Raw genomic sequence first — 25,560 nt, 5'->3', positions numbered from 1 at the left:
CAAATTCAAACCCGTTTTAGAAAATGTTCTTTTGCAGGTTTTTAAAATGATGAATCAAGTTTTTTTTAAATTATTTATTTTAGGTTTTGTATCGGTGCTTTTTTTTAATGTCACTGTTTCTGCCCAGGTCCTTGCGGTTACTGATAAGTCTGAGGCTCACGCAAATAGAATAAGAAGTACCATCAACGCAAATCGCGAAATAGTAAATTATATCGAGTATACCCTAGTTAGCAGAGGTTTACCAAGACATTTACGAAATCTTTCTTTATTGGAATCGGGTTTTGCAAACAGTAGTGTTTCTCATGCTGGCGCAGTAGGGATTTGGCAAATTATGCCCGCTCACGCTGATGATCATGGATTAAGCCAGGTGGATAGAGCAGATGTTTACAGGAGCACCCAGGCCGCAGTGAATTCTTTGACCAGAATGTATAATAAATATAGAGACTGGATAACGGTATTGGCTGCCTATAATTGTGGCGAAGGTAACATCGCAAAAGCCATGGCAAAAGCAGGGTCAAAAAATTACGAAGATTACTACTTGTACCTTCCAAATGAAACGACTAACTCCATCAGGAAATATATCAATGCTTGCTATGTCACTGGGGAATTAGACGACTTATTACGAAATACACGTAAATCTCCTGCTAAAAGTAAAGTAAAAGGGGCGCAGGCGTTCAGATCAAAAGCAAAAAGTGTAACTGTGGAAGGATCTGTAAACGGATCTCTATTGAAAACACAGATTAATTCCGGTTATGATTTGGGTGTTATAGCAGAGTTTTTGAGTACTACATTAAGTAATATTAATAAATGGAATCCTGATATTGTTAGTAAACTTAAACAAAAATCAGAGGTTACCTTTTATTTACCAGCTGAAGAGATGGCTCTATTTGAGTCTAATAAGAATAAAATATTAAGACTTTCATTATTAAGGTAAAAGAGTAAAGTGTTTTTCGCAAAAAAATCGATTAAACTTTGTAATTTCATTGAATTATTATTCATACCATTGTACGCATTATGGACAGTTCAAATTACACCCTTCCATTTAAACCTTCTTTATTAATGAAGGAAAATGGAGCTATAGAAACCTGCGATATCGCAGAAAGTATCGCCCAAAATATCATGTTGCTGATTATTACCAAAAAAGGTGAGAATCGATACGATGACCAATACGGCAATGATGTTTGGAATTTGGAATTTGATAATGGAGTTTCTACTGCGGTCTGGGAGAATGTTTTCATTAAAAGTTTAAAACGACAAATTGCAGATTATGAACCGCGTATCCTTAGTCCGGAGATCAAAGCTCATATTATATTTGTAGAACATAATTATGATACCAGAGAGTTTACAGAGATCAAAAAGAAGGTTAAAATAGCAATTAATGCGAAGTTAGAATCTACAGGAGAACAGTATAATTTTGTAACGGAGCTCTTTTTAAGTCCAATGTCCATTGATTAAAGTTAAAATAAGATGAATTTAGATCAGAATATCTACTCCAAAGAAACAATAAAAGCAAGAATGCTTCAGAACGCAACCAAATTATGGGGCGTGAAAAGTGTTCAGTCATTGGATCCATTCGTAAAATTACTTATTGATGCTTTTAGTACGGAAGTTTTTAAAGCCAATAACGAAATACAAAATGTAAATAGCAGATTGCTGGAACGATTGGCAAAAATGCTTACTCCCACCAAATATACCCATCCTGCACCGGCACATGCTATAGCTTTTTACATGCCGGAAGACGATACTGAGTTATTGATGAATTACGACGAGTTTTTCTTTAAAAAAAGTATTAACTCTTATACGAAATCACAGTCCGACAAACAGATCGATGTTGCATTTACCCCGATTGATAATATTAAAGTGATCAACGCACAGGTTTCCACTATGATTGTTGGAAATACCTGTTATCAATTTGATGAAAGTTTAAATAGAACTCCAATTTGCAGGATTAACAGCAGGGTAGAAGATTACAGACGAATCACCATCGGTATCGATGTCTCGAAATATAACGGTGGCCGACTTCCGGAAAAATTCAGTCTCTATTGTGCAAATCTGGCTTTTGAACATATCGATTATGTATATCGCCTTTTGCCACACGTAAAAGTGACCAGCAACGGCAAACCATTACAGATCAATTCAGGACGAGGTTATGACAATGATCAAATGTATTCTGGTTTTGAAGATGTTTTCAGAGAACAATCAATACGTTACAAAGTAACCGAGGATATCAAAAAAAATTATAATCATAAATTTATAGAAATTGAAGGGATCTCTGATCAGTTAATTATTGATAAAGGATTGTTTCCATTTGAATTGGCGCATCTTCGGGATACTTCACCTCAATTGCAGCACATTATTAATGAAAGTAAAATTGTGTGGTTAACTTTTGAGTTTCCGCCGCAGTTTACGGAGCAGATTTTAGATAATTTCTCATTTGCTCTAAACGCTTTTCCAATTTACAACCGGGCCTGGAAAAAAACGGAATACGTTCTTGATATTATGGGTAATAATATCCCTTTGGAAACGTCGGAAAGTGAATATTTTCTTTATGTTCAGGAAGTAATCGATGGACATGGGAAAAAGTATGAAGAAATTCCTTTTACCCCGAATGATAGTCTGAGCAAAGGACTTTATACTGTTAGAAAAGGCGGTATGGAGCGGTTTAGTAAACGAAATGCGGTCGATCTGATGATTCATGTTTTAGAATTAACTCGGGATGAGGTTGCTGCATTTTCTGTTTTCAATCGAGATAAAGTTAAAGATGTCCTTAGTGAGATGTCGGATAAAATGAAAGGCATGATCAAAAAAGTCGAAAATGCCGATAAGTCTTTAGTAGAAGATGTCAATTATGTTATATTAGAACCTATAGATTCTTCTGCACATTGTTTTGCTGCATTTTGGGTGACGCATTGTGCTTTGGGTAATAATATAAGACCTGGTTCCATTCTTAATTCACAGGAAAAAACGAAAAGGATCACTTTACTAACCGAAACGAATGGTGGTGATGTGGAACAGAAAGGAGCAAACAGCATTCAGGCATACCGATATGCGCTGATGACCAGAGATAAAATTGTATCTGTAGAAGACATAAAGGCGTATTGTCAGATGATGATGAAAGATGATTTGAAATCAATCAAAATAACACGCGGAACCATCATCAGTGATAAACCGAAAGAAGGATTCGTAAAAACGGTTGATGTAAATTTAATTCCTCAGAGTTATGCGTTTTATGGAAAAGCATATTGGGATAATCTTGCAACTGTTTTAGTGAATAATATTAAAATACGTGCAATTGATGGCGTGATCTATCGGGTGAAAATTAATGAAGAAACTACTGTGGAAATATAGCTTTGAGCTAGATCAAGTATAGATATGGAGAAAAACGATATATCAATTTCAGGAAAAAAATATAATCAATTGCAGACCGACTATAGAGTGGAGTCTGTAGCGGCTAATATCCTTAAATATTATAATCCCGATGCTAATATCTTAATTAAAAGAATTGGTCTTAATGATCGTGCTTATTTAAAAGATATTAAGGGGATCAGCTCTTCATTTTACGATTTAGATGAAGAAAATATCGTTATTGAAACCTATCGCGAAGGGATTTACGACTATATGCCAGAAGGCATTTTTCATCCCCCTTCTTTAGGTATTTCAAGTAAGAATGTAGACAGTGTAGTTCGCGAAATGCGAAAACAAAAATTGGTAGAAGAAGAAGCAAGAAAATTTTTCCACCCGTTTGAATTAGAGTTTTTCTATACCCACGTTACCGCGTTGTTAAAGGAATCCGAATTTGACTCTGAAAGTAAGACCGATTCGTTGTTAGAATTTGCAACTGAGTTATGGCCAATATTATCAAAAATCGATCCTGATTCTGCTAAAGTCTTGGTTAATTTACTTCCCTTTATTCATGAGGTAAGAGGGAATAAAACTTGGATCGAGAAATTCTTGAGCGCTTTCTTAAGAGTTCCCGTCGAAATTACATTTGTCCCCAACAATATTGAAGCGCAAGATGATAAAGAAGGAATTACAGCCTTAGGTACTGCGCGTTTGGGAATCACTTTGATTCCTATGGGAAAACATATGGATGGAGACCGGAACTGGAAGATCAATATAGGAACAATTCCTTATCATGAACTGCATCATTATATTCCAGGTAGCTCTTTCAGACAACTGTTGACAGAGATTTATGATTTCTTCGTTCCTGTATCAGTAAAAATAATTGAGAATTTTATTACTGAAAAAGACCCAAACTCATTTATGATTGACGTGAAAAGTGATACTAATAGATTAGGATATTCTACTTTTTTATAACTCATGAGAAAACATTATATTTACTTTCGAAACAAAAATTAAGATTTGAACATGGAGATATCCTCTATAAAGGGCGTTTTTTTTAGGTATATTTTGATGCCTTTATTTGCTGCTATTATGATGTTCATAATGGTTAGGTTAAGGAAAAATAAGCCCGCTATTAAAATAAAACATATCATTATTTATGTATTGTTGTGTGGTTTATGTTTGGCTCTACCTGGATTTTTAGGATTTACGGGTAATCTCTTCAATCCTTATTGGTATTTGGGAGTACTGGTTTTGGCAATAGGACTTGGCATTTTACATGTTAACTTATTACATCATTACTTTAGAAAACATTTTACGTCGACTACAAAAAGTATGATTTTTGAGGTGGTACTTACGATTACCTGTATGGTAATGGGAGGATATCTCTTCACGATTATTTTCAAATGGATCAGTTTTGAGCAGGGAAATCCATATATGGCTGCTTCCAGTTTGGTGGCTTTCATCATTCCGCTATTATTCTATTATTGTTATATCTCTTTCATAAGTATTCCATTAGATATTTATAAGACTTGGCGCTACGATCCGAGCTTGAAACCTTATGATTTTCGGGGAGTCGATTTTGATCGGTTGATGGTTTTAAATGTAGAACTCAGTAAAAACTCAGAGGATCAGCAACGTTTTAGGATTAAAGCGAAAACATTGCCTACGGAGATCACCTATGGCGACTGGTTTTTTAGAGTTGTAGATGACTATAACCATAAAAATCCGAATTCTAAAATTCAGTTGATGGATCATAATAATAATGCTCACTACTGGATCTTTTATATAAAAAAATCATTTTTCAGTTCTAGAAAATATATTGACTTTGAGAAAGATATTTCTTCTAATAAAATTGCTGAAAATCAAGTGATCATCTGTAAAAGAGTTCTGAACCATCAGGAAGAAGATGACAAAGAAAAATTAATTATTACTGAATAAAAATAAACACGAAATGATACAACCGATAAAACATAACGCCATTAATTGGGTAGATGGAATGAAGGTTTCACAAACCCACTTTAATGATCAGGATAATTTTATCATTGACAGCATTAGAGACAGCAACTCGCTACAAATTAATAACTTTAACTACGGTATTTTACCAATAGCTGGTCAATTTGCAGATAAAACAGTCTTTGAGATTTACAGTACTGCTACCAATGATGCACAACTTGTCATTAAAAACTGCAACGCGATTACTTTGGCAGGTTATAGAATTGAGATTAAAGATTTCAGTGTTAATGTACGATCTCTTGGCAAGAACCTAAGTGCTACTGAAGATAATATCGAGGGTGATTATTATATTCTTATTTCGGTAAATCCTTTTAATAAAATTCCGTTTGGGGAAATAGATCCGGAAGAAACTCCACCTCGACATCCAAGTACCAAACCGAACTATAGTATAGAAATGGTTGATGTTGCAGCCCTTAACAGCAATCTTGCAGGAGGAAATTATATCGTTTTAGGAAAAGTCAATTTTAAATCAAATTTTGCACAGATCGATACGAATTTTATTCCGCCTACAACCGCTTTGCAAAGTCACCAGAAGCAAGTAGATTATTATACTGATTTCGTTCGTTCAGTATCTAATCTTCAGCAATTTACATTTAAAATCATACAGAAATCCTCTCACAAAGATCAGAATACCGCATTGGCAGCAAATGTTCGCTCTTTGTGTAAGGTTTTGATCAATACGTTAGCAGATAGTTACTTCCAGTTCAAAAATATGTCTTTGGATCAGCCGCCGATCTACGTTATTGATATTTTCTCGAAAATGGCTTTGCATCTTTATAATGCAACCCAGGTAATTCCAAATGCTGAATTGGAAGAAATGCTGAATTATAGTCTGGAATGGAGTGAAGTTGCGCCGCATACTTTCATTGGTCAGTTAACACTGGTTTCAGAAATTTCTTACGACCATTACAGTTGTGGAGAATATTTTAAAAATATTCAATCTTTGCTGAACTGTTTGGAAATTGTATTTGGAAAACTAAGTGAGTTAGATTACATCGGACAGCGAAAAGAAAATATTATTGTGACCGAACAAGAAGTGAAATCGAAAACTGATCCTAAAAAAGGATGGAGTGTACTGGATTAGTAAACAAAGATTGAAACACTGATATTATGGACAGTGTGATGACCTTTATAATAAAAATATGTCTAATATTTTTTCTAACTTTAGAAAGTCATTAAATAAACTTTTTGATAAAAAAGAAGAAAAAGAACTAAAATTAACAAAAAACACATCAAATATGGCAATGTTCAATTATGGTGTTGGCGGTAACGAAGTTAAAGTTGACGCCAACGAAGCAATACAGGAAATTCAGGAGAATAGATCCTTAGTCGTAAGTCAGTTAACTGCTGATGAAACTATGGTTCCTGAAATCGTAAGAGGTTTAAAAACAGTAGAGGATGTTTTCAGACATTTTGAGCCTGCTGTTTCTGTACAGCATGAAACAGATGAAGGGACGATTGTAGACGAAGAGTTTCGTTTTCAGACTTTAGGTGATTTTACACCAAAGAATTTAACTCAGAATTCTGCCTACTTACAGCAGTTAAGTATTGAACAAGAACAATACAACAAGATTTTGCGTCAGCTGAAAAACAATAAAATTCTACGCAGTATGTTAGAAAATGAGCAGACAAAAACCGCTTTTGTAGAGGTTCTGAAAGAAGTCGCTAAGGAGTTAGAAAAATAGTCGTTCACCAAATTAAAAAACTGTAATGGAAAATAAAAAACAAATGGCTGCTCAGGAAGATAGTCAACAGCAGCAACAGCATCAACAAGGTGGACAACCGAAAAGAAATCCAATTGACGAATTAGGAAAAGTTGGAGGATTTAGTTTCGTAGAAACAGTGATTGATGGTATTGCCAACATGAACTCCAGCCGAAAAGCGAGAAAAGAAATTTTCATCAACGATCAAAATAAGGAAACAGAAAGAAGAGATTTATTAAAAAGAATTAATCTTTGGATTAATCTTTTAGAAAATAATTCTTCGGTTGAGGAAATGGCAGATGCATCTAAAAAGAAAGCAAATTCTGCAGAGAACAACCTGAAACTTAATCTAAAAAATACGCTGGACAGTGTAAGAGATCTGGAAGTTTCTTACAGAACGGTTGCTCAGTTCTATAAAAATACAGAGCTGGATAAAGTGGACAATGTAAGTATCATTAATGCCTCTTTAGAGCAAATGAAAGATATTGACAATCCTTTATTTATTGATGCTATAGCCGAGGAATTCAAAGAAAATTACGACCGATTAGACCTTAGAGATAACTATTCTATTCTTGCAGTACCTGGATATTTAGGTTCCAATAAAGTGATCGAAAAGTGGGCAAAGATCTGCAATGAAAATAAAGTGATGATGGTTACGGATTTTGCTAATCTGGATAAACCAGATGATGTGGTTGATCTATTCCATTCTGCTAACTTAACGGGTGGAGAAGTGCACCGTAGTAATGTAATTATGACTTGTAATTATTTAGTTGGGCGTGGAAAAGCAGAGGAAGTAGGAGAGGAAGAAAATGTAGATTTGCCACCATCAACTTCATTGGCCGGAAAGATCCATAGAACACTAATGTCCCAGGTTGCAGCGGGTAAAAAACATGGTAATATTAACGAAGTGGATGCCGTGAAATTCAACCTGAAGAAAAGTGAAATTTCTCAGTTAGAGAAAATGGGATTAGTGCCAATGGTAAATGAGTATGGTAAGATCATGGCTTTCTCCGCAAAAACCTTATTCACCGGAGACAATATCGGTCTTCAAACGTATTCTGTTGTTAGAGTTTTTGATTATGTGACGAAAGTACTTTTAGATTTCCTAAACAGAAGAGCTTTTGAAAACTGGACTCCAAGAAACGAGGATGATCTAAGAAAACAAATCGTAACCTTCCTGGATGGGATCAAAGGAGCTGATAAATTGATCGAAAATTTCAAAATTGTACGATTCGAACAGGATAAAGTAAACAAAGACCGTGTATGGTTAGACATCCGTTTAACACCTTATTTCCCAACCAAGAGTTTCGTAATTAAACTTGATGGTCACAAAGGAGATGATGGGAATGAATGGGAATCTAGCTACAACCAGGATTAATATCTTCTTTCTACTTCTAAACGTTAAAGAAGAAGCTGTAAAAAAGCCTTATGAATCAATCATAAGGCTTTTTTTTTAATTACGCGGCAGGCCAATAAAATGATGAAACCAGCTTTTATAACCGTTGGTTTGATGAATTACTATTAATTCTTGTCAATTTTAATAAATTACTGATTGTAAACTGCTTACTTTATGAGTTCGATCTGATCTATTTTTACAAAATATATTTGAAGTGTTAGAAAATCTTACTTTAGAAGTGGTGACACTTTTAGTTTAAAACACATGATAAATTCCTGTATTGATGTTTTAAAAGGAATCCACTTATTGATATTATATTGGCAATGTGTTGTTTATCAGTGAAATAGGTGGATTATCTTTAGTTTTACGTTAAAAAAGTAGTAAAACTACTACAGTTTTGAAGATAATTGACTGAAATTACGCTACCGATAGCACCATATTTTTTCCGATCAAGTTTGATCAGTCTGAAAATTCCCTTTGTTGAAAGGGGTTAAGCGGAAATTGAAGGAGATATAAGTAGAAAAAAATCAATGTAGTAAAACTACTACACTTTCTGAACTTTTTAAAAAAGATGCTTTTAAATAAATAAAGCTCTTTATCTTTGGCTTAACAAAATCGGAATCTTTTTTCAAAAATTAAATATTTGGATCATAAAATTCTTTCGATTAACCTAGAAGTTCATAAAAACACATCAAATATATATTAACACTAAAATTTATTAATCATGGCAGCAAACAATTCAAGAGCGGTCTTAAAATTCAACAACGGAGAAGACTCCAAAGTTTTAAAATTAAACTACAGCGTAGCAAGATCTACAGATGTTTCAGGTAGAGTAGCATCTGATCCAAGCAACGCAATTATTAAAGTAACGATTGAAGCGACAGACAAATCTGACATCATCGAATCATTATTGAATGGAAAATACAAACCAACGGTTGGTGAAGTAACCTTCAATAAATCTCATGAAGAAGGAACTTTGATCAAACTAAACTGGGAGAACGGATACGTTATCCAGCACGAAGTTGACTTTGATGCAATCGACAGCAACAGTATGTTGATCTCTTTCGTTATCAGTGCAGAAAAAATCACTTACGGTGGTGGACAGTACGAAGGTGTATGGCCAGGAATGTAATAAAATCATATTTTTAATCTGATCAATAATGCATTTTTAGGAGTGCATTATTTTTCAGTTTTAGTATAATAGATCCTTTTGAATCATTATGGAGGAAGAAAAAATTCATTCTATATAATATGATTATTAAAATTTTGTTTAAGAAAGATAATATCTGATTCACTACGAACTTCATTCTTCATGATCTTTAGTCCTTAACCCAAATTACAGTAAAGTTATGTTCCAAGATAATCAATCCCCAAAAGCTAATAATTCCCATTTAAAGCCTTCTGCTGAAGGGTATGGAAAGATGGCAAAAACTACTGGCGCAAATTCTCAAAATAACATCTGGGGTCACCAACCCACATCGAAAATACATAATGCGAAAGGAATTGTCGAAAATGCGCTACAGGGAATCAACCGCGTGGTAAAGCTTTTGATCGTTATAGATGGCGAGATCATTAAAAACTTCAAGCATTTTAAACTGACTCAAAGTGCCGTAAAACATCATGCCTTCAGCTTGATGATCCCGCATGATGCTTTAGGAGAAGAAGAAAGTTATCAGTTAGAAACAGGACAGAAGTTTTTGGGTAAAAGGCTGACCGTTGTTTTTCGGTATAAAGATGTGATCGATGGACCTGAACGAACTTTTGTTGGTGTGATTACAGAAGTCGGTTTCAGTCAGGAAAAAGGAAGTCTGGGCGATATGATCATCGAAGGGTTTAGTCCGACCATCCTTCTGGATGCTTCTCCACACACCCAGAGTTTTGGAGGTTCACAATCAATCAGTCTAAACAGTATTGCAGATAACGTCATCAAACAAGGAATTAGTAAGAGTGCTTACGATTACCGCATCGATGCGAAATATGGAAATTTAGATTACAGTGCTCAATATGAGGAAACTCACTATAATTATCTCGCCCGTATGGCAGAAGCTTATGGAGAACAGTTTTTTTACGATGGTGAGGTCTTACATTTTGGACAGTTACCACCGCCGGAGAAACCTATTACCCTAAAATACGGAAGTAATATTAACGATATTAAAGTCCGAATGAAAGCGCAACATGTACAGCCAACTTTTTATGGTTATAACAGCAGCGATCATAAAAAACTCACCACCGGCGCCTCTGCGATCGATCATAAATCAGACATCGCCAAAAGAGCCTACAATATTTCCCAACAAACCTTTACCACGCCGGCTTTACGATTGGCACCCATAAAAGCATCCACTGATATGGACATTGGAGCTTCGCAGAAAAGCACGGCAGGAAGTAAGGCCGTAGATGTTTTTGTAACGTCCGGAACGACAACAGTTCCTTTCATGCATCCAGGTTGTATCGCTGATATAGAAATGCGTAAACCCGGTAAAACAACCACCAACTATTTTACCAAACTGATGATTACGGAGGTGTCTCATGAAGTTGATGCTAGGGGATATTACACGGGAACATTTGAATCTATTGCCGCAGATACTGGTTTTATGCCGCGTCCGGAATTTAAAGTTCCGAGATCCGAAGTACAGGTTGCGCAAGTTATTTCTAATTCAGATCCAAAAAATCAAGGCCGTGTTCAAGTGCAATTTGATTGGCAAGGTGGTCCCGACACCACAGACTGGATTCGGGTGATGACCCCGGACGCTGGTGGCAGTGATAAAGTCAGTAAAAATAGAGGATTCATGTCCATTCCCGAAGTTGGAGATCAGGTAATGGTTGGATTTCAGCATCAATTACCAGACCGGCCTTTCGTGATGGGATCTATGTTCCACGGCAAAGTAGGCGGTGGCGGCGGTGCCGGAAATAATGTGAAGAGTTTGAGTAGTAAGAGTGGGAATAAATTAGAACTACATGATGGAGAAGGCTCGGTCTTTCTAACAGATAAAGGAGGAGCAAATATGAAATTTGATGGAGCAGGAAATGCGACGACAAATGCGAATAATGATAAAATAGTTAACGTTGGAAATAATAATGAAAAAACAGTTACCAACAATAACACAACGAATGTAGGTTGCAAACATACAACCGATGTTGGAAAAGGTAAAAGTATTTTGACAATGGGTAATGATGGAGTTATAGATTTGTCAGGTAATACTTCAGTTAAAATTAAAGTTTCTGATAGTAGTTACATAGAGATTACAGACTGTAAAATAATGATATATAGTGATGAAATAGAAGTAAATGGCATTACTTCATCAAAAATTAAAGGGTCATCTCCCGCCGAAGCGATTTTTAATGGCACTACAATTATAACGGGAAGTCAAATAATAGAAAATTAAAATTTTGGAATTATATAGATATCATATAAAAGAAGGAGATACACTACTTTTAATAGCTCAACAACTTGGCCTAAGTACTTCAACTTTGAAAAATTTTCATAATAACAATTCAAAACCACACGAGTGGATAAGGGAGGATAATTCACTACCCTTATGGAGTAGTCATATAAAATTACCTGATTCGGAAAATAATTTGAGAGAAAATAAAAATCAAAAAGAATCTGAAAACATCCTCAACTTAGAACAGTTTGAAATAAATGAGTCCAATTATAAAATCCTTCAAAAGGTTGATATGCAAATCTCTGGTAATAGTTTAATTGACTCTGAAAGTGAAATTTTATGGAATTTTAAAAAAGAAAAACATGGAAATGTTTTTTATGCGCATATTTTACAGAAATCACATAATATAAGATATATAAAATCAATTTATCGTCAATTTGCAGAATATATGCAAAGGTTTAATAAGCCTCTAAAGTTTCTTAATTTAGAACTTAGTAATAAAGGAAAAATAGTCGGTATCAATAACCAGCAAGAGATAGAAAATTCCTGGAAAAGTCTTAGAGTAGATTTAGTTGGAAAAATGGGGAACACTCTTGAAGAGAAAAATATACTAGAAGGAGGCGACAAAGATTTTAAAGATACTTTACCGCTGCTAAAAAATAGTTTGTTATATGACTTGTTTCTTAATGAAGTATATCAGAAATATAGTGATATCGGTAACTTTGTAGAGTTAGGAAAGAAGCATTATAACTCTCAGGTTTTCAATGGTGAAAAAGTAAATATTACTACAAAAAGAAAAATAGAAAAGAAAGATAATATTGCTAAAATAAAATTTTATTCAGAAGGTAATATTGACAATAATAGACATTTGAAAAACATTTACGATGTGAAGCTTAAGGAATTTTTACAAGAAGAATTTAATTATAAACTATCCTGGTCTGTAGAATATCATTATGACATTGACAAAGCAAAAATGCTTTTATGTAAATCTAATATTAAGGAGCAGGCAAGTAGTAGATATATTTACCTAACTGCTCATGAAATAAAATTAATTTAAAAAAATGAGTAAATTATATGTACCTGATGGAGCTTGGTTAGTTTGTTCAAATGGAATGATGAAACAACAAATCAAAGTTACGAGTCAAAGTAGTGTAACAATTGCTGGCAGTCATTTAAAAGCTACTGTAGATGATAGACCAGGAGGTAATTTTATCTGTGGGAAAATGGCTTTAGCTGGAGCTATAATTGGTGCTGCGGTAGGTGTTGCATTAGTTGCTGGTACAATACTTACTGGTGGTGCGCTGGCAGTGGCGGCGTGTGCAGCTGCAGGTGCAGCTGCAGGAGTAGGTGTATCGTTAATTCCTTCGATTTGCGGTATGCTATTGAAGGAATGGTTGCCTTTCGATGTAAATGTGACAACGGCTGGAAAAGCGCCGCTATTAGAAAACTCACAAATTCCATGTTTATTAGGAGGAAATGTAATGATTCTTTATTCAGAAAAAGCAGCAAATGAGTTTACAGATCTTACTTTAGGAAAAACTGCAATTGATGTAATTGGCGTTGTAGCACTGTCTTATCTTTTGTATCCAGCTCTCGCTGCTATCGGATCTACAGCTGTAACGGTAAAAAGCACTATTGCCACGTTCGGTTGGGCAGCAGGAATGAATTATCTTGGTGGTATAGGCGTTTCTACAGGTGTTGCATATGGTGTAGGTTTTGGAATTGACCAAGCAAAAGGAGGGGTTTATTCAACAATTCCAACAGGTGACGGAAATACAATAAAAGACTATGTAGATGGATTCGAAACTAATCCAGAGAAGCTAGTTCAAAATCATAATTTATTAAATTCAGATGGTAATAAAGGTGTAGAAGAACATGCAAATGATCTTGGTGGAGCTACTGGTGTCGGTAAGGAAACAATTGGCAACAGAAGTTCTGAATATATTACTAGAGATAGAACAACATCTGTACGTTTAGATGATATAGAGGAACATGGAGTTACTTCAAGAAATGAAATTGGTCGTTTGCCAAATGCAATAGAAGGAAAAAACCCTAACACAGTTAATACCCAAAATGTTATAGATGAAGATTTTGGGGGAAGATATCAAGAGATTGAAAGAACTTCCACAACGAGTAATTCTCAATATGCTAAAAATGATTTATCGCTTAAAGGATCTGGGAACATTGCATTAAATTCGGCACTTAACGCATTAAAAGATAATTTTGGAAAACCTCAGCTTAATAGTACAAAAGGAGTAGAAGGAGGAGGTCTATATATTGGCTTATTGCAAGATGCTTATAAAGGGATAACTAATTTTATATTAAAGGATCAAGCTGAAGATTTATTAAATGCATTGCAAAATGAAGAATCTGAAGCAAGAGCAAAAATTAGTGTTTTAGCAGGAAAAGATTAAATGAAAAAACTTAACTTGGATTTTTTGTATTTATTTTCAGTTTATCTCTGGATAGCTTATGCTTCGTTGACAATTCTAATAACTTTCACTGATTTTTCTAAAATTAAAAAAATATCATGGAAGCAGGCAGAAAACCAAAGCACAGTATATTCAAGTAGGAGAAGTACCACCGTAACTTATAATTTTGTAAAAGATAATGTAAGAATAAGCCGCAAATATCCTGGTATTTTAGAAGGGCTAAATACTTGGTTATGGAATATCAATAAAAAAGATAGAAAGTTGGATATTTCTTTTTATGTTCGAGAAAAGGATTATAAAAGAATTTTAAAAAATGAAATTGAGCACAGAAAAGATTTATTTGGTGAGGAATTAAATGAAATAGAATCTATTCCTTTTTTTGGATTAAGAAATATATCGGTCGACTCTAATAAATTTCTGTTAATACTCGATTTATGGAAGTTTAACTATAGCTGGTGGATATTTATAGTGTTTTTAATACTTCCTGGTTTAATCATTAAATTAATTAAGGGAACAAAGGTAGTAGAAATCGTTCAAAACATTAAAAAACCGTATTTTTCTAAAATTGATTATATTTTTTGGGTTTTAATGGTTATAAATATTGTAAATATTTTAATATAAAGTATGAAGGTAGCAACACAAATAATTATTGGGATTATTGCAGTAGGTCTTATTATAGTTATTGCAAAAAATTCGCTCTTTACTGATACAAGCACTCAATTCTACAATGATGGCTGGACTGCATTTGAAAAGAAGAACTACGAATCATCAATATTTTTTTTTAATCATGTAGACGAAACTAAATATCCTGATGTCTCTATGGGTTTGGGAGCATCTTATTTAGAATTAAAAGATTATGACAATGCAATACTAAATCTTCAGAAGGCTTACAAAAATAAACAATCATACAGTAGTGAGGATTTTAATAAAATCTTAAATTCTCTGGGTTATTGTTACCTTCAGACGAGAGAGTTAGATAAAGCGCAATTTTTTCTTGAAGAAGGAGTGAAATTTGGAAATCCTAACAGTAAAAGAAATATAGAAATTGTAGACTCTTTAAAACAAATTCAAAGTAGATAACTAGAATAGCCTTAACAAATAAACCAAATTTGTTCAGCAGGATCGGAGAATGGATCTTATAAATTATTTTACATCCTAATACTTCTTATTTTTTTCGAATAATGTGTATCGCTTTTTTAGCACGGGACAAATGTTTATTATGTACGAAGAATCTAAAAACAATTATAAAAAAGTTTTTAATGAATGTATTAAACAGACAGAGAAACTAACACTTCAATTTCCAGAAATACCACTCTATCAAATAGTACTTAATCAATTGGAAATATTAAAAGTTAGACTTATAGATAAAGAAATAACAATAAGTAGAGAAGAACTTTTTGACAAATATAGTTTTGGTTCAATTGCTGCAAAGAATTTTGATTATACAATTTATGGTAATAATCTGATGTTTGTTTACGGAATGTCTTATAAATATTTAAATTTGCCAGATAAGTTGAAAACCTGATATCATTCTTTTCTTTATTCATAAATTAAATCTTTTTTAAAACATAAATAAATGAAAATATTCTTTCACAATTATAAAACAAGACAAGGAATTCCTTCCGATAATCCTCAAACTGCAACAGTTTCTCAAGCTCTTGAGATTTTTTCAACATTAAATTCTGAAACGGAAAATTACTTTGGAATCATTGATGATTCTGACAAAACGATCCAATTTGTTTTGGAAACTGATGACAAATGGTTAGTGGATATCCCGAATCTTCCTGATTTGATTAATGATCAGCAATTTGCAGATTTTGATGAATGTATTTTAATAATCACTAAAATTTTTGACGAAAATAAAGTTAATGTTTTTCCAGAGATGAGAAAAGTTGATATTATGAATGAAACTTTAGATTAAAATTGGCTGAATAAATACTTACAAGATCTCTAAAGAAACCTACAAAACCACTTCTCTACGCGTTGCACCAATTCGTACGGAAACCTAAGTGATGTAGATGTCTCTCAGGAAGGCGCTGCTGGAAGTGAAGCCACACGGGTTTTTATCACCACCGGAAATACTTCCATTCCTTATCTATATCCAGGATGTATTGCAGATATTAAGGTGCGTAAAAAAGACAGTGTCAAAACTTCCTATTTTATCAAACTGATGATCACGGAATGTACGCACGAAGTAGACGCCAAAAAGGATATTACAACGATAATTTCAAAGCCATCGCAGCAGATACGGGTTATCTACCGCGTCCAGAATTCATTTCTCCCAACGCAGAGTCTCAACCCTGCAATGGTTATCTCCAATTCCGATCCTTTAAACCAGGGACATATTCAGGTTCGTTTTGACTGGCAAATGCACAATATTACAGAATGGATCCGCGTGATGACTCGAGATGCGGGAGGAGGTGATAAAGTGAGTACGAATAGAGGATTCATGTCCATTCCCGAAGTTGGAGATCAGGTAATGGTTGGATTTCAACATCAATTACCAGACCGGCCTTTCGTGATGGGATCGATGTTCCACGGCAAAGTAGGCGGTGGCGGCGGTGCTGGTAATAATATAAAAAGTATCAGTGGTAAAAGCGGCAATGTTATTTGTTTAAATGACGGCGCAGGGATTGAGATTAAGGATAAAAATGGAAATCACGTTACTTTGAGTGGTGATGGAGATGTCACTACCGAAGTTAGTAATAACAATACGGAAAAAATTGGCGTAAACCGCACCATTAATGTCGGGACAAACAATACGATAAATATTGGTTCTAAAGATGGCGGGGGCGCAAACGCTGTATTGAAGATGGACAGTGCGGGAAATGTAAGTATAACCTGTGACAAAGAAATAAAGTTTAAAACAGGTAGCAGTTCTATTACACTTTATGAGGACGGTTGTATAGACATTGAAGGATTAAACATTTCTATAAAAGGAACAAAAAGTGTTTGTAATTCCTCTGATGGAGAAGTGCATATCAAAGGGTCAGGAAGTGCTGAAGCTTTGTTTAAAGGAACTACAAAAATAACCGGAAGTCAAGTAGATATTAATTAAGATAATGGAAAAAAAGAGATACAAAATTACAGAAGGGGACACCCTAAAATCTATTTCGGAAAAACAGAATATAAGCATTGAGGAATTAATCAACTTCCATAATTCTTGCAGCACCTTCACCCAATCTATAACTTCAGATTATTTACCTTTACATTTGGAGTATATTTTTGTTGAAATAAAACCTATTAAAATAAATCAGGTCTCATCCATTCACCTAGATGCTGAGGAATCGGCACAAGTAGCTCGATATAGGTGTGAGCAAACCGTTGTAATGAAGTTAAGTGGCATTATTCACAGTCACGCAGATACTAAAAGAGAATTTGAAGTAAAAAAGTATCGAAATGATGGAGTGCAGTATGTTAAAATCAAAATGATTGAGAATATTGTAGAAGCCTATCAAAAACAGTTGGAACTTGCTATTAAAATGGTTTCGGAAATTGATATGATCAAGTGTGATGTAACGGTATCTTTAAAAGGGAATGGAAAAATAGGAGAAATTGTCAATTTTGAACAAATTCGTAAAAAATGGAATGAGAAGAAGAAAATTTTAGAAAGAGATTTTTCTTTTATGAGAGATAAGAAAGCCCATAAAGATATTCTAGACTTTTTGGAATTAAATGATCTGCAATTTAGTAGTCAACAAAATATAATCAATGATTTGAATACTAAACTTTTTTTTGATGTTTTTTTTGATAAATATCTTACTGATGAGAATTACTTAGATGATTATTCTAAAACTTATCATTCCCAACTTTTTGATGGATACGGTGTGAATTTAAATTTCACTCAAGATATATTGGCAGAGGATCCAGATCGTGTTGAACTAAGAAAAGTAAGTAAAATCGATAAAAGTAGAATTGATAATGTATTCTTAAATGAGCAGTATGAAGCTAAATTCAGACCAATAGTTAAATACCAATTTTCCGAATACAATTTTAGTGTAAGGGAACATTGCACCATCAATACCACAGATCGGTGGATTGATAAATCGGACATTACTATTATTGAAGAGGTAAAAAACAATGTACAAGTTTTAATTGATTACAAACTAAGGAAAATAGAATAACCATGGCAGAATCGTATATACCAGAAACAACTGATGTCATCTGCACATTAATGCAGAAGGGTCCAAACAAAATTGGATTGGGAGATCGAACGTCCTATGTTACTCATCCAGGAAAAACTGCACCTTTGCTTAATGGCAATGATAAAAAAATTAGCGAATCTTTTCAATGCAAAAACGCCTCTAAATTTTGGGGAGGTTTACAAACGCTCTGTTTAGGAATTGCAATCGGGGCATTGGTTGTATTGGCAGTTGTTGGTACAGTTTTGACTGGTGGCGCATTGGCTGTACTTTTAGTAGCGGTTGCAGGCACATTACTTGTAAGTGCATCAGCTGGTGTTATTGGAATTTATAAAACTATACATGATTGTGATGTAACCAAAGATGCAGAGTGGTCTTTTCTTCATAATACTGTAAATATAGACGGAGCAAAAGCATTGCTTAACCGCTCAGTTTTAAACTGCAGTAAAGGTGGAAAAGTAACCATCATTGTAGATCCTGTAATAGCACAAAGCGCCGCAGATCAGATCATTAGCAACAATGAAAATGAAGTTGCAGCGCACATGACGAGCCAGTTTGTAATGGGATTAATTACAGGAGCTACTTCTGCAACACCAGCAGCATTGGCAGTTGCATCACCGTTGGCTATATATTCTTACAATAATGCAGAAAGTACCGAACAGGCGCAAAGATTGGCGAACCAAGATAGGGATTCTTTTGGTAGAAGAGCGGCAGATGCAGGAAAAGATCACTTGAGAGATACAGGCTTAGGCTTGCCAGGAGGTTTTGTAGAAGGTGTAGCGGAATCTACAATAATTAACCAGGCTGCTCAACGGGAAGCGATACAGTTCGGGCAACAGGCAGCAGCCAGAGAAGCCGCGGGAGATGTCGCAGGAGCAGCTAACGCTAGGATTGCCCAAGGCGCAGCATCCCGTGTTTACAACACCCCTTGGAAAGGAATGCTGAAAGGGTTGGGAATTGGTCTGGCAGCAGGTGTGGTCAACTTTGGAATCGACCAATGGTCGAATTCTTACGAGGATAGAATGCATGGAAATTCTGTATTTACAGCAGATCAATCAGATATAAAAGATGGTAGTAACAGTATATCAATTATAGCAACAGAAGCATGAAAAATTTAGGAATTCCTTATGCAATAGGATACATTATTGCAGGTTTGGTACTCTTACCTTTATTATTATTTACAGTAAATAAGTTTTTTTTTGAAGGAAACGAGGTTGAGAAACATTTAAATTTATACTTAAGTAATTCTGAAGAAATTAATATGCATATTTCTCCTGAGCAAGAAATTGAAATGGATTATGAAAGATATACAGCATTTTTAGCAAGAAAGCATGGAGGAATAATTCACATAAGAGTTAATACATTTTATTCCGAATCACAAAAAAAATATTTCCAATTTAGAATGGCTAATATTAGCGATAATTTTTATACTGCTTTTTATAATCATATAAAAAAATTAAATTTTATTATTACCGTTAACAAAGATGATATTAACGACCCAAAAATGGGCACAAAAAAACATCCCATTCCTGTTTTTAAAGTAGTTGGCGATGAGAAGCCAATTCGTATATGGCATGATGATAAAAATGGAAAAACCATCTACGAAAATTATGACATTACCCAACAGGAATATGAATTTAGCGTTTACGTTCACCTCAAATATGTAATGTCTAAAGAAGAATTTAAAGAAAGATTTGAAAAGAATAAATAGAAATTCAGCAATACCTTATGCATTCGGTTATTTAATAGCAGGCCTTGTACTTTTACCTCTATCGATTTTTTCTGTAAATAAGTTTTTTTTTCAAGGTAATGAAGCGGAAAAACATATGTATTCCTTTATGCATAATTCAGAAGAAATCCCAATTCACTTACATCCTGATGCAGAAATTGAATATAATTATGAAATTAGAACAGCATTTTTATCAAAAGGTGGTGGTAAAATTCATTTGGAGTCTGAAAAATTCTATTCAAATCAATATAAAAAATATTTTAGAATAATTAAAACTGGACGAAGTAGTTTTTTTGATGCCTTTCCCATTCATATTAAAATGAAAATAGGATTTATCGTAACTGTTAATAAAGACGATATGCACAATCCAAAAATGGGCACAAAAGAAAATCCCATTCCTGTTTTTAAGGTAATAGGTGACGAAAAACCAATTGAAATTCCCACTCAAAGTGTAGATGGAAAGAGTACAATTTACGATAATTATGACATTACCCAAAAAGAATACGAAAACAGCCTTTACGTGTACCTAAAATATGTGATGACCAAAGAAGAATTTAAAGAAAGATTTGAAAAAAATAAATAAAAATTTAGGGATTCCCTATGCAGTAGGTTATATTTTAGCAGGAGTTGTACTAATTCCATTGTTGATTTTTGCAGTAAATAAATTTTATTTTCAAGGGAATGATGTTGAAAAATATATAAATCAATATATAAAAAACACAACAGAATTGAAAGTGAAAATTGATTTAAATTCAAATTCAAGCAAAGAAGATTTTAAATCAATAGCTGAAGGTAAAGGTTTTACATTTGGACATGAAATATATACTGCATATTTATCAAAAAGAGGTGGGAAGATCTACATAGATAAGATTGGTTTTTACGCTAAAGAATATAATAAATTTTTTGTCATCAGAATTACGAATATGGGTGATAATTACCATCTTAGTAATGTAATAAATAATAAAAATGTAGTTCTTACAGTTAATAAAGATGACATGAAAAACCCAAAAATGGGTACAAAAGCTAATCCCATACCTGTTTTTAAAGTAGTAGGCGAAAATCCATTACTTATAGATTTCACGTCAAATACCGGAAAAACCACTTACGAGAATTTAGACATCACAGAAGCAGAATATGAAAATAGCGTTTATGTCCATTTAAAATACGTAATGTCAAAAAAAGAATTTAAAGAAAGATTTGAAAAGAATAAATAGAAATTTAGGGATTCCCTACGCAGTAGGTTATATCTTGGCGGGTTTAGTCATTTTACCTCTAATAATATTCGGTGCTAATAAACTTTTTTTCAAAGGTAATGATGTAGACAATTATTTGAATGCGTATTTGCAAAAAAGTATGCAAGTTAAAGTAAAATTTGATGAACGACCTCAGACATATAGAGACTATGAAAGATATACTGCTTTTTTAGCGAAAAAACATGGTGGTATTATTCATGTGAGAACTCAGACCTTTTATTCAACTAAATATAAAAAGTTTTTTCAACTCAGAATGGCAAACGTTTCAGATAACTTTTACGCTGCATTTTCAAATCATATTAAAAAAGCAGGCTTTATAATGACTGTGAACAAAGACGATATGGAAAATTCCCAAATGGGTACAAAATCAAATCCTGTTCCTGTTTTTAAAGTTGTAGGCGATGAAAAACCAATTGAACTTTCTACGCAAAGTGTTGATGGTAAAAGTACAATCTACGACAATTGGGATATTAATGATGAAGAATACGAAAACAGCGTTTACGTACACCTAAAATACGTAATGTCAAAAGAAGAATTTAAAGAAAGATTTGAAAAGAATAAATAGAAATTTAGGGTTTCCCTACGCAGTAGGTTATATTTTAGCAGGAGTTGTCTTACTTCCATTGTTAATTTTTGCAGTGAATAAATTATTTTTTCAAGGAAATGATGTAGAAAAGTATATATACGCCTATATCGAAGATAGTGAAGAAATTAAAATTTTTATAAATAATGACGATGAAGTTATTTCTGATCATGAAAGATATACAGCTTTTTTAAGTAAAAAGCGAGGTGGAAAGATTCAAATAAGAACAAAAACTTTTTTTTCATCAAATTATAATAAATATTTTCAATTGCGCATTGCAAATATACCCGATAATTTTTATTCTGCTCTTTATAATCATTTTGGTAAATTAGGGCTTATAATAACTGTAAACAAAAAAGATATGGAAAACCCACGAATGGGTACAAAATCAAATCCTGTTCCTGTTTTTAAAGTTGTAGGCGATGAAAAACCAATTGAACTTTCTACGCAAAGTGTTGATGGTAAAAGTACAATCTACGACAATTGGGATATTAAAGATGAAGAATATGAAAATAGCGTTTATGTCCATTTAAAATATGTAATGTCCAAAGAAGAATTTAAAGAAAGGTTTGAAAAAAATAAATAAAAATTTAGGGATTCCTTACGCAATCGGATACATTTTAGCAGGTTTAGTCATTTTACCACTACTAATATTTGGTGTAAATAAATTATTTTTTCAAGGAAATGATGTAGAAAAGTACATATACGCCTATATCGAAGATAGTGAAGAAATTAAAATTGCTGAAAATGATTATGGGAAAATAGCTACGAATCCAATTGAAAAAGGTGCGGAGGTAAGTGTCATTGTTAACAATAGAAGTACAGAAGCCACCAATCGTCTGAATGATTTTGAAAAAAAGAAAATTGATCAGTTTAAACAAGAAAACTCTGCACATAAATATGGTAAAGGTAAAAAGAGTAAGCATTATGGACGACAACAGCAAAGACAACAGAAATTAAATACTAAAGCTAGGCGAATTGCTGCACAAGACCGGTCTCGTTTGAGCCAAAGATACAAAGGAAGAGTGGAAAATACCGCAAAAAGAAATTTCACTCGTGCTAATTATGGTGTAATCTTCCCCAAAAACAAGAACATTTAAAAATATAGTTTTCAAATTTGGAAGACTATGAAAAACAGTAAATTTTCAGAAGTTCAGATCATCAAGATTTTATCTGAACAAAATCAAGGAAAAACAGTAAATGAGATTTGCCGCGAACACGGCATCAGCCAGCCGACATTTTACAAGTGGAAAAGTAAATACGGAGGATTGGATGTGCAGCAACTCTCGAAAATGAAGGAACTGGAAAAGGAACTTTCGCAGTATAAAAAAATTGTAGCGGAACTTACCCTGGAAAATGTGGTCATGAAAGATGTGATTTCAAAAAAGTTTTAACACCTTCTGAGAAGCGGGAACTGGTTGTTTATTCCAAATCAGAACACGGAATAAGCACTCGGAATGCGTGTAAACTTTTTATCATATGCAGTTCTGTGTTTTACTACAAAAAGAAGACGAATAATGAAGACGACAAGATTCGGGAGGAACTGGTTTTGCTTGCAAACCAGTACCAAACCTGGGGGTTTTGGACGATGCACCACCGTTTGAGAAACTTGGGTTTTGGATGGAATCACAAACGGGTTTACAGAATTTATAAATCCATGAAGCTGAATTTGAGAAGCAAAAGAAAAAAACGCCTTCCAGCAAGGATTAAAGAGCCCTTACTTCGCCCGATTTATCCTAATGTTACTTGGAGTATGGATTTTATGCACGACACTTTGGAATGCGGTAAAAGCGTGAGAACCCTTAATATCATTGACGATTTTAACAGAGAGATTTTAAACATCACTATTGACAGCAGTTTGCCCTCTGCAAAAGTAATCTCGCAATTGGAACAATTAATTGAGTGGCGTGGAAAACCTGAAAAAATAAGAGTGGATAACGGTCCGGAGTTCATTGCAGAAAAATTAAAAGATTGGTGTGGCAAGAATGAAATTGTCCTTCATTATATTCAGCCCGGAAAACCAACGCAAAACTCTCTGGTGGAGAGATTCAACCGAACTTTTCGGACAGAATTTTTAGACGTTTATCTTTTTGAGAACATCAAGCAAATGAGAAACTATTCGGAAATCTGGATGTGGATGTATAACAATGAGCGTCCTCACAAATCATTGCAATACCTCACACCAAGGGATTTTTTATTGAAATATGGAAAACTTGTCCAAGCAAAGGCCAACGAGTTTCCCACATTCCAACAAAATTTTAACAACGACAACAATAAATTATTAACAAAAAACTCTACTTTTGAGTGTGCCTAAGATGGGTGAGATTACAAAATTACAGAATTAAGTTCAATTTTAGAACAAAATTTTGAAACGAAAATGAACAAAGCCAGATTAAAATTCATCTCAATGATGATTTTGGCTTTGTGCAAAATAAAAACGGTCAATTATATGGCTTTGGCAAATGTTTTTGATAGTGAGTCAGAGGCTGAAAGTTCACTTAGAAGAATCCAACGTTTTATGGCAGATTTTGATTTGCCAATGAAATTAATTTCTTGTTTTATATTCAACATATTGCCCAAGAAAGAAGATCTGGTATTGGTTATGGATAGAACGAATTGGAAATTTGGACATGCTAATATCAATATTCTGATGCTTGGGATTTGTTATAAAACATGGCCATTCCAATCATGTTTAAAATGCTGGACAAAAGGGGCAATTCGGACACCGCAGAAAGGATTGAACTGGTTAAGCAATTTATCAGCTGGTTCGGGACAGATTGTATAGATTGTTTGCTGGCAGACAGGGAGTTTATTGGGCATCATTGGTTAGATTTCTTGAACAAAAATAAGATCAGGTATTATATTCGTTTGCGGAATAATTTCAAGGTTTTTTGCTTTGATAAGAATGAAGAAAAACCTGTTTTTTGGTTGTTTAATAATTTGAAAAAAGGCGAATTCAGGCATCATCCGAAGATTGTGAAAATTAATGGGGTTTTATGCTATGTATCTGGTTTAAAAAGTCATAATAGAGAAGGGAAATTAGATTATCTAATTTTAGTATCCTTTAATAAACCTGAGGAATCTTTGCAATACTATAAGAAAAGATGGCAGATAGAGACGCTATTTAAGACTTTTAAAAGGGTTTAATCTTGAGGAAACTCACGTTACAGACCATAATAGACTGGAAAAACTCTTTATGATTGTAATGATTGCCTTACTTTGGTGCTACAAAATTGGTGACTATGTTGATGCGAATATAAAATGCATAAAAGTTAAAAAACACCAAAGGAAGGCCTTTAGTGTTTTCAAATATGGTTTAAATTATTTGAACAATATTTTACTAGATCTATTTAACAAATTAAATATCAACGTTTTGCAATTTTTGTCATGTACTTAGTTTTTTTCATATTTTAAAAAATCGGAATAATGTGCTTTAAAAATGCTATCATTTAATTCTTTAAATCGAATTTTTGTAAAGTCATATATTCCTTGAATGCAAAGTCTCTTTGATCTTTATATTCTTGGTTGTTCTCATTTAACTGTTGTCCACTACAACTAAATAAGAAAATAAAAATAAAAAA

At 33.7% G+C, this 25,560-nt stretch carries 27 protein-coding genes and 1 pseudogene; all 28 read left to right on the top strand.

The features are described from left to right. The first annotated feature begins 46 nt into the window (after positions 1 to 46). The gene (locus FNJ88_RS04120) at positions 47 to 934 is read left to right on the top strand and encodes a lytic transglycosylase domain-containing protein (RefSeq protein WP_228414566.1); all 888 of its coding nucleotides are present in this window, start codon (positions 47 to 49) and stop codon (positions 932 to 934) included. An 80-nt stretch (positions 935 to 1,014) separates the two neighbouring features. Continuing rightward, entirely contained in the window at positions 1,015 to 1,455 is a 441-nt protein-coding gene (locus FNJ88_RS04115; protein ID WP_143851878.1) for a GPW/gp25 family protein, read from the top strand. A 12-nt stretch (positions 1,456 to 1,467) separates the two neighbouring features. Beyond that, positions 1,468 to 3,348 carry a type VI secretion system baseplate subunit TssF gene (locus FNJ88_RS04110; protein WP_143851877.1) on the top strand — a complete coding sequence of 627 codons (1,881 nt, stop codon included), beginning with the start codon at positions 1,468 to 1,470 and terminating at the stop codon, positions 3,346 to 3,348. Between the two features lie 24 nt (positions 3,349 to 3,372). Next, positions 3,373 to 4,317, top strand: a complete 945-nt coding sequence (locus tag FNJ88_RS04105; protein WP_143851876.1) for a type VI secretion system baseplate subunit TssG — start codon at positions 3,373 to 3,375, stop codon at positions 4,315 to 4,317. Positions 4,318 to 4,368: 51 nt separating this feature from the next. Continuing rightward, complete coding sequence (locus FNJ88_RS04100; protein ID WP_143851875.1) at positions 4,369 to 5,283, top strand: TssN family type VI secretion system protein; 915 nt, start codon at positions 4,369 to 4,371, stop codon at positions 5,281 to 5,283. A gap of 13 nt (positions 5,284 to 5,296) precedes the next feature. Next, positions 5,297 to 6,442, top strand: a complete 1,146-nt coding sequence (locus FNJ88_RS04095) for a hypothetical protein (protein WP_143851874.1) — start codon at positions 5,297 to 5,299, stop codon at positions 6,440 to 6,442. A 58-nt stretch (positions 6,443 to 6,500) separates the two neighbouring features. Then, the gene (locus FNJ88_RS04090) at positions 6,501 to 7,043 is read left to right on the top strand and encodes a hypothetical protein (RefSeq protein WP_143851873.1); all 543 of its coding nucleotides are present in this window, start codon (positions 6,501 to 6,503) and stop codon (positions 7,041 to 7,043) included. Positions 7,044 to 7,068: 25 nt separating this feature from the next. After that, entirely contained in the window at positions 7,069 to 8,439 is a 1,371-nt protein-coding gene (locus FNJ88_RS04085; protein WP_143851872.1) for a DUF5458 family protein, read from the top strand. Positions 8,440 to 9,181: 742 nt separating this feature from the next. Further along, the gene (tssD, locus tag FNJ88_RS04080; protein ID WP_143851871.1) at positions 9,182 to 9,589 is read left to right on the top strand and encodes a type VI secretion system tube protein TssD; all 408 of its coding nucleotides are present in this window, start codon (positions 9,182 to 9,184) and stop codon (positions 9,587 to 9,589) included. 217 nt (positions 9,590 to 9,806) lie between these two features. Further along, positions 9,807 to 11,840 carry a type VI secretion system Vgr family protein gene (locus FNJ88_RS04075; protein ID WP_410495164.1) on the top strand — a complete coding sequence of 678 codons (2,034 nt, stop codon included), beginning with the start codon at positions 9,807 to 9,809 and terminating at the stop codon, positions 11,838 to 11,840. 4 nt (positions 11,841 to 11,844) lie between these two features. Next, a complete protein-coding gene (locus FNJ88_RS04070; protein ID WP_143851870.1) occupies positions 11,845 to 12,897 on the top strand; it encodes a hypothetical protein in 1,053 nt (350 codons plus the stop codon). A 4-nt stretch (positions 12,898 to 12,901) separates the two neighbouring features. Further along, positions 12,902 to 14,254, top strand: a complete 1,353-nt coding sequence (locus tag FNJ88_RS04065) for a PAAR-like protein (protein WP_143851869.1) — start codon at positions 12,902 to 12,904, stop codon at positions 14,252 to 14,254. Then, the gene (locus FNJ88_RS04060; protein WP_143851868.1) at positions 14,255 to 14,893 is read left to right on the top strand and encodes a hypothetical protein; all 639 of its coding nucleotides are present in this window, start codon (positions 14,255 to 14,257) and stop codon (positions 14,891 to 14,893) included. A gap of 3 nt (positions 14,894 to 14,896) precedes the next feature. After that, a complete protein-coding gene (locus FNJ88_RS04055; protein ID WP_143851867.1) occupies positions 14,897 to 15,352 on the top strand; it encodes a tetratricopeptide repeat protein in 456 nt (151 codons plus the stop codon). 139 nt (positions 15,353 to 15,491) lie between these two features. After that, positions 15,492 to 15,797: an immunity protein Tsi6 family protein gene (locus FNJ88_RS04050; protein WP_143851866.1), complete on the top strand. Its 306-nt coding sequence runs from the start codon at positions 15,492 to 15,494 to the stop codon at positions 15,795 to 15,797. Between the two features lie 51 nt (positions 15,798 to 15,848). Beyond that, positions 15,849 to 16,193 carry a hypothetical protein gene (locus FNJ88_RS04045; protein WP_143851865.1) on the top strand — a complete coding sequence of 115 codons (345 nt, stop codon included), beginning with the start codon at positions 15,849 to 15,851 and terminating at the stop codon, positions 16,191 to 16,193. A gap of 249 nt (positions 16,194 to 16,442) precedes the next feature. Continuing rightward, positions 16,443 to 17,330, top strand: a complete 888-nt coding sequence (locus tag FNJ88_RS04040; protein WP_143851864.1) for a phage baseplate assembly protein V — start codon at positions 16,443 to 16,445, stop codon at positions 17,328 to 17,330. A 4-nt stretch (positions 17,331 to 17,334) separates the two neighbouring features. Further along, a complete protein-coding gene (locus FNJ88_RS04035; protein ID WP_143851863.1) occupies positions 17,335 to 18,396 on the top strand; it encodes a LysM peptidoglycan-binding domain-containing protein in 1,062 nt (353 codons plus the stop codon). Between the two features lie 2 nt (positions 18,397 to 18,398). Continuing rightward, the gene (locus tag FNJ88_RS04030) at positions 18,399 to 19,523 is read left to right on the top strand and encodes a PAAR-like protein (protein ID WP_143851862.1); all 1,125 of its coding nucleotides are present in this window, start codon (positions 18,399 to 18,401) and stop codon (positions 19,521 to 19,523) included. Beyond that, complete coding sequence (locus tag FNJ88_RS04025; RefSeq protein WP_143851861.1) at positions 19,520 to 20,125, top strand: hypothetical protein; 606 nt, start codon at positions 19,520 to 19,522, stop codon at positions 20,123 to 20,125. The genes FNJ88_RS04030 and FNJ88_RS04025 overlap by 4 nt, the downstream gene beginning before the upstream one ends. Continuing rightward, positions 20,109 to 20,726, top strand: a complete 618-nt coding sequence (locus FNJ88_RS04020; RefSeq protein ID WP_143851860.1) for a hypothetical protein — start codon at positions 20,109 to 20,111, stop codon at positions 20,724 to 20,726. The genes FNJ88_RS04025 and FNJ88_RS04020 overlap by 17 nt, the downstream gene beginning before the upstream one ends. Beyond that, positions 20,710 to 21,357, top strand: coding sequence for a hypothetical protein (locus tag FNJ88_RS04015; protein WP_143851859.1), 648 nt, complete (start codon positions 20,710 to 20,712; stop codon positions 21,355 to 21,357). The genes FNJ88_RS04020 and FNJ88_RS04015 overlap by 17 nt, the downstream gene beginning before the upstream one ends. After that, positions 21,341 to 21,961, top strand: a complete 621-nt coding sequence (locus tag FNJ88_RS04010; RefSeq protein ID WP_143851858.1) for a hypothetical protein — start codon at positions 21,341 to 21,343, stop codon at positions 21,959 to 21,961. The genes FNJ88_RS04015 and FNJ88_RS04010 overlap by 17 nt, the downstream gene beginning before the upstream one ends. After that, positions 21,945 to 22,565 (top strand): hypothetical protein, encoded by a 621-nt coding sequence (locus FNJ88_RS04005; RefSeq protein ID WP_143851857.1) that lies wholly within the window; start codon positions 21,945 to 21,947, stop codon positions 22,563 to 22,565. The genes FNJ88_RS04010 and FNJ88_RS04005 overlap by 17 nt, the downstream gene beginning before the upstream one ends. Beyond that, positions 22,549 to 23,079, top strand: a complete 531-nt coding sequence (locus tag FNJ88_RS04000; RefSeq protein ID WP_143851856.1) for a hypothetical protein — start codon at positions 22,549 to 22,551, stop codon at positions 23,077 to 23,079. The genes FNJ88_RS04005 and FNJ88_RS04000 overlap by 17 nt, the downstream gene beginning before the upstream one ends. A 27-nt stretch (positions 23,080 to 23,106) precedes the next feature. Continuing rightward, a pseudogene (locus FNJ88_RS03995) lies at positions 23,107 to 24,182 on the top strand (IS3 family transposase); the annotation flags it as partial. Positions 24,183 to 24,356: 174 nt separating this feature from the next. Beyond that, complete coding sequence (locus FNJ88_RS14425; protein ID WP_228414635.1) at positions 24,357 to 24,764, top strand: hypothetical protein; 408 nt, start codon at positions 24,357 to 24,359, stop codon at positions 24,762 to 24,764. Next, positions 24,653 to 25,126 carry a transposase gene (locus tag FNJ88_RS14420; RefSeq protein WP_317132178.1) on the top strand — a complete coding sequence of 158 codons (474 nt, stop codon included), beginning with the start codon at positions 24,653 to 24,655 and terminating at the stop codon, positions 25,124 to 25,126. The genes FNJ88_RS14425 and FNJ88_RS14420 overlap by 112 nt, the downstream gene beginning before the upstream one ends. Positions 25,127 to 25,560 lie beyond the last annotated feature (434 nt).

The sequence above is a fragment of the Chryseobacterium sp. SNU WT5 genome (assembly GCF_007362475.1).
Taxonomy (GTDB): domain Bacteria; phylum Bacteroidota; class Bacteroidia; order Flavobacteriales; family Weeksellaceae; genus Kaistella.
Note: the sequence above shows the minus strand (reverse complement) of the source record. Positions and strands in the feature narration are given on the sequence as shown.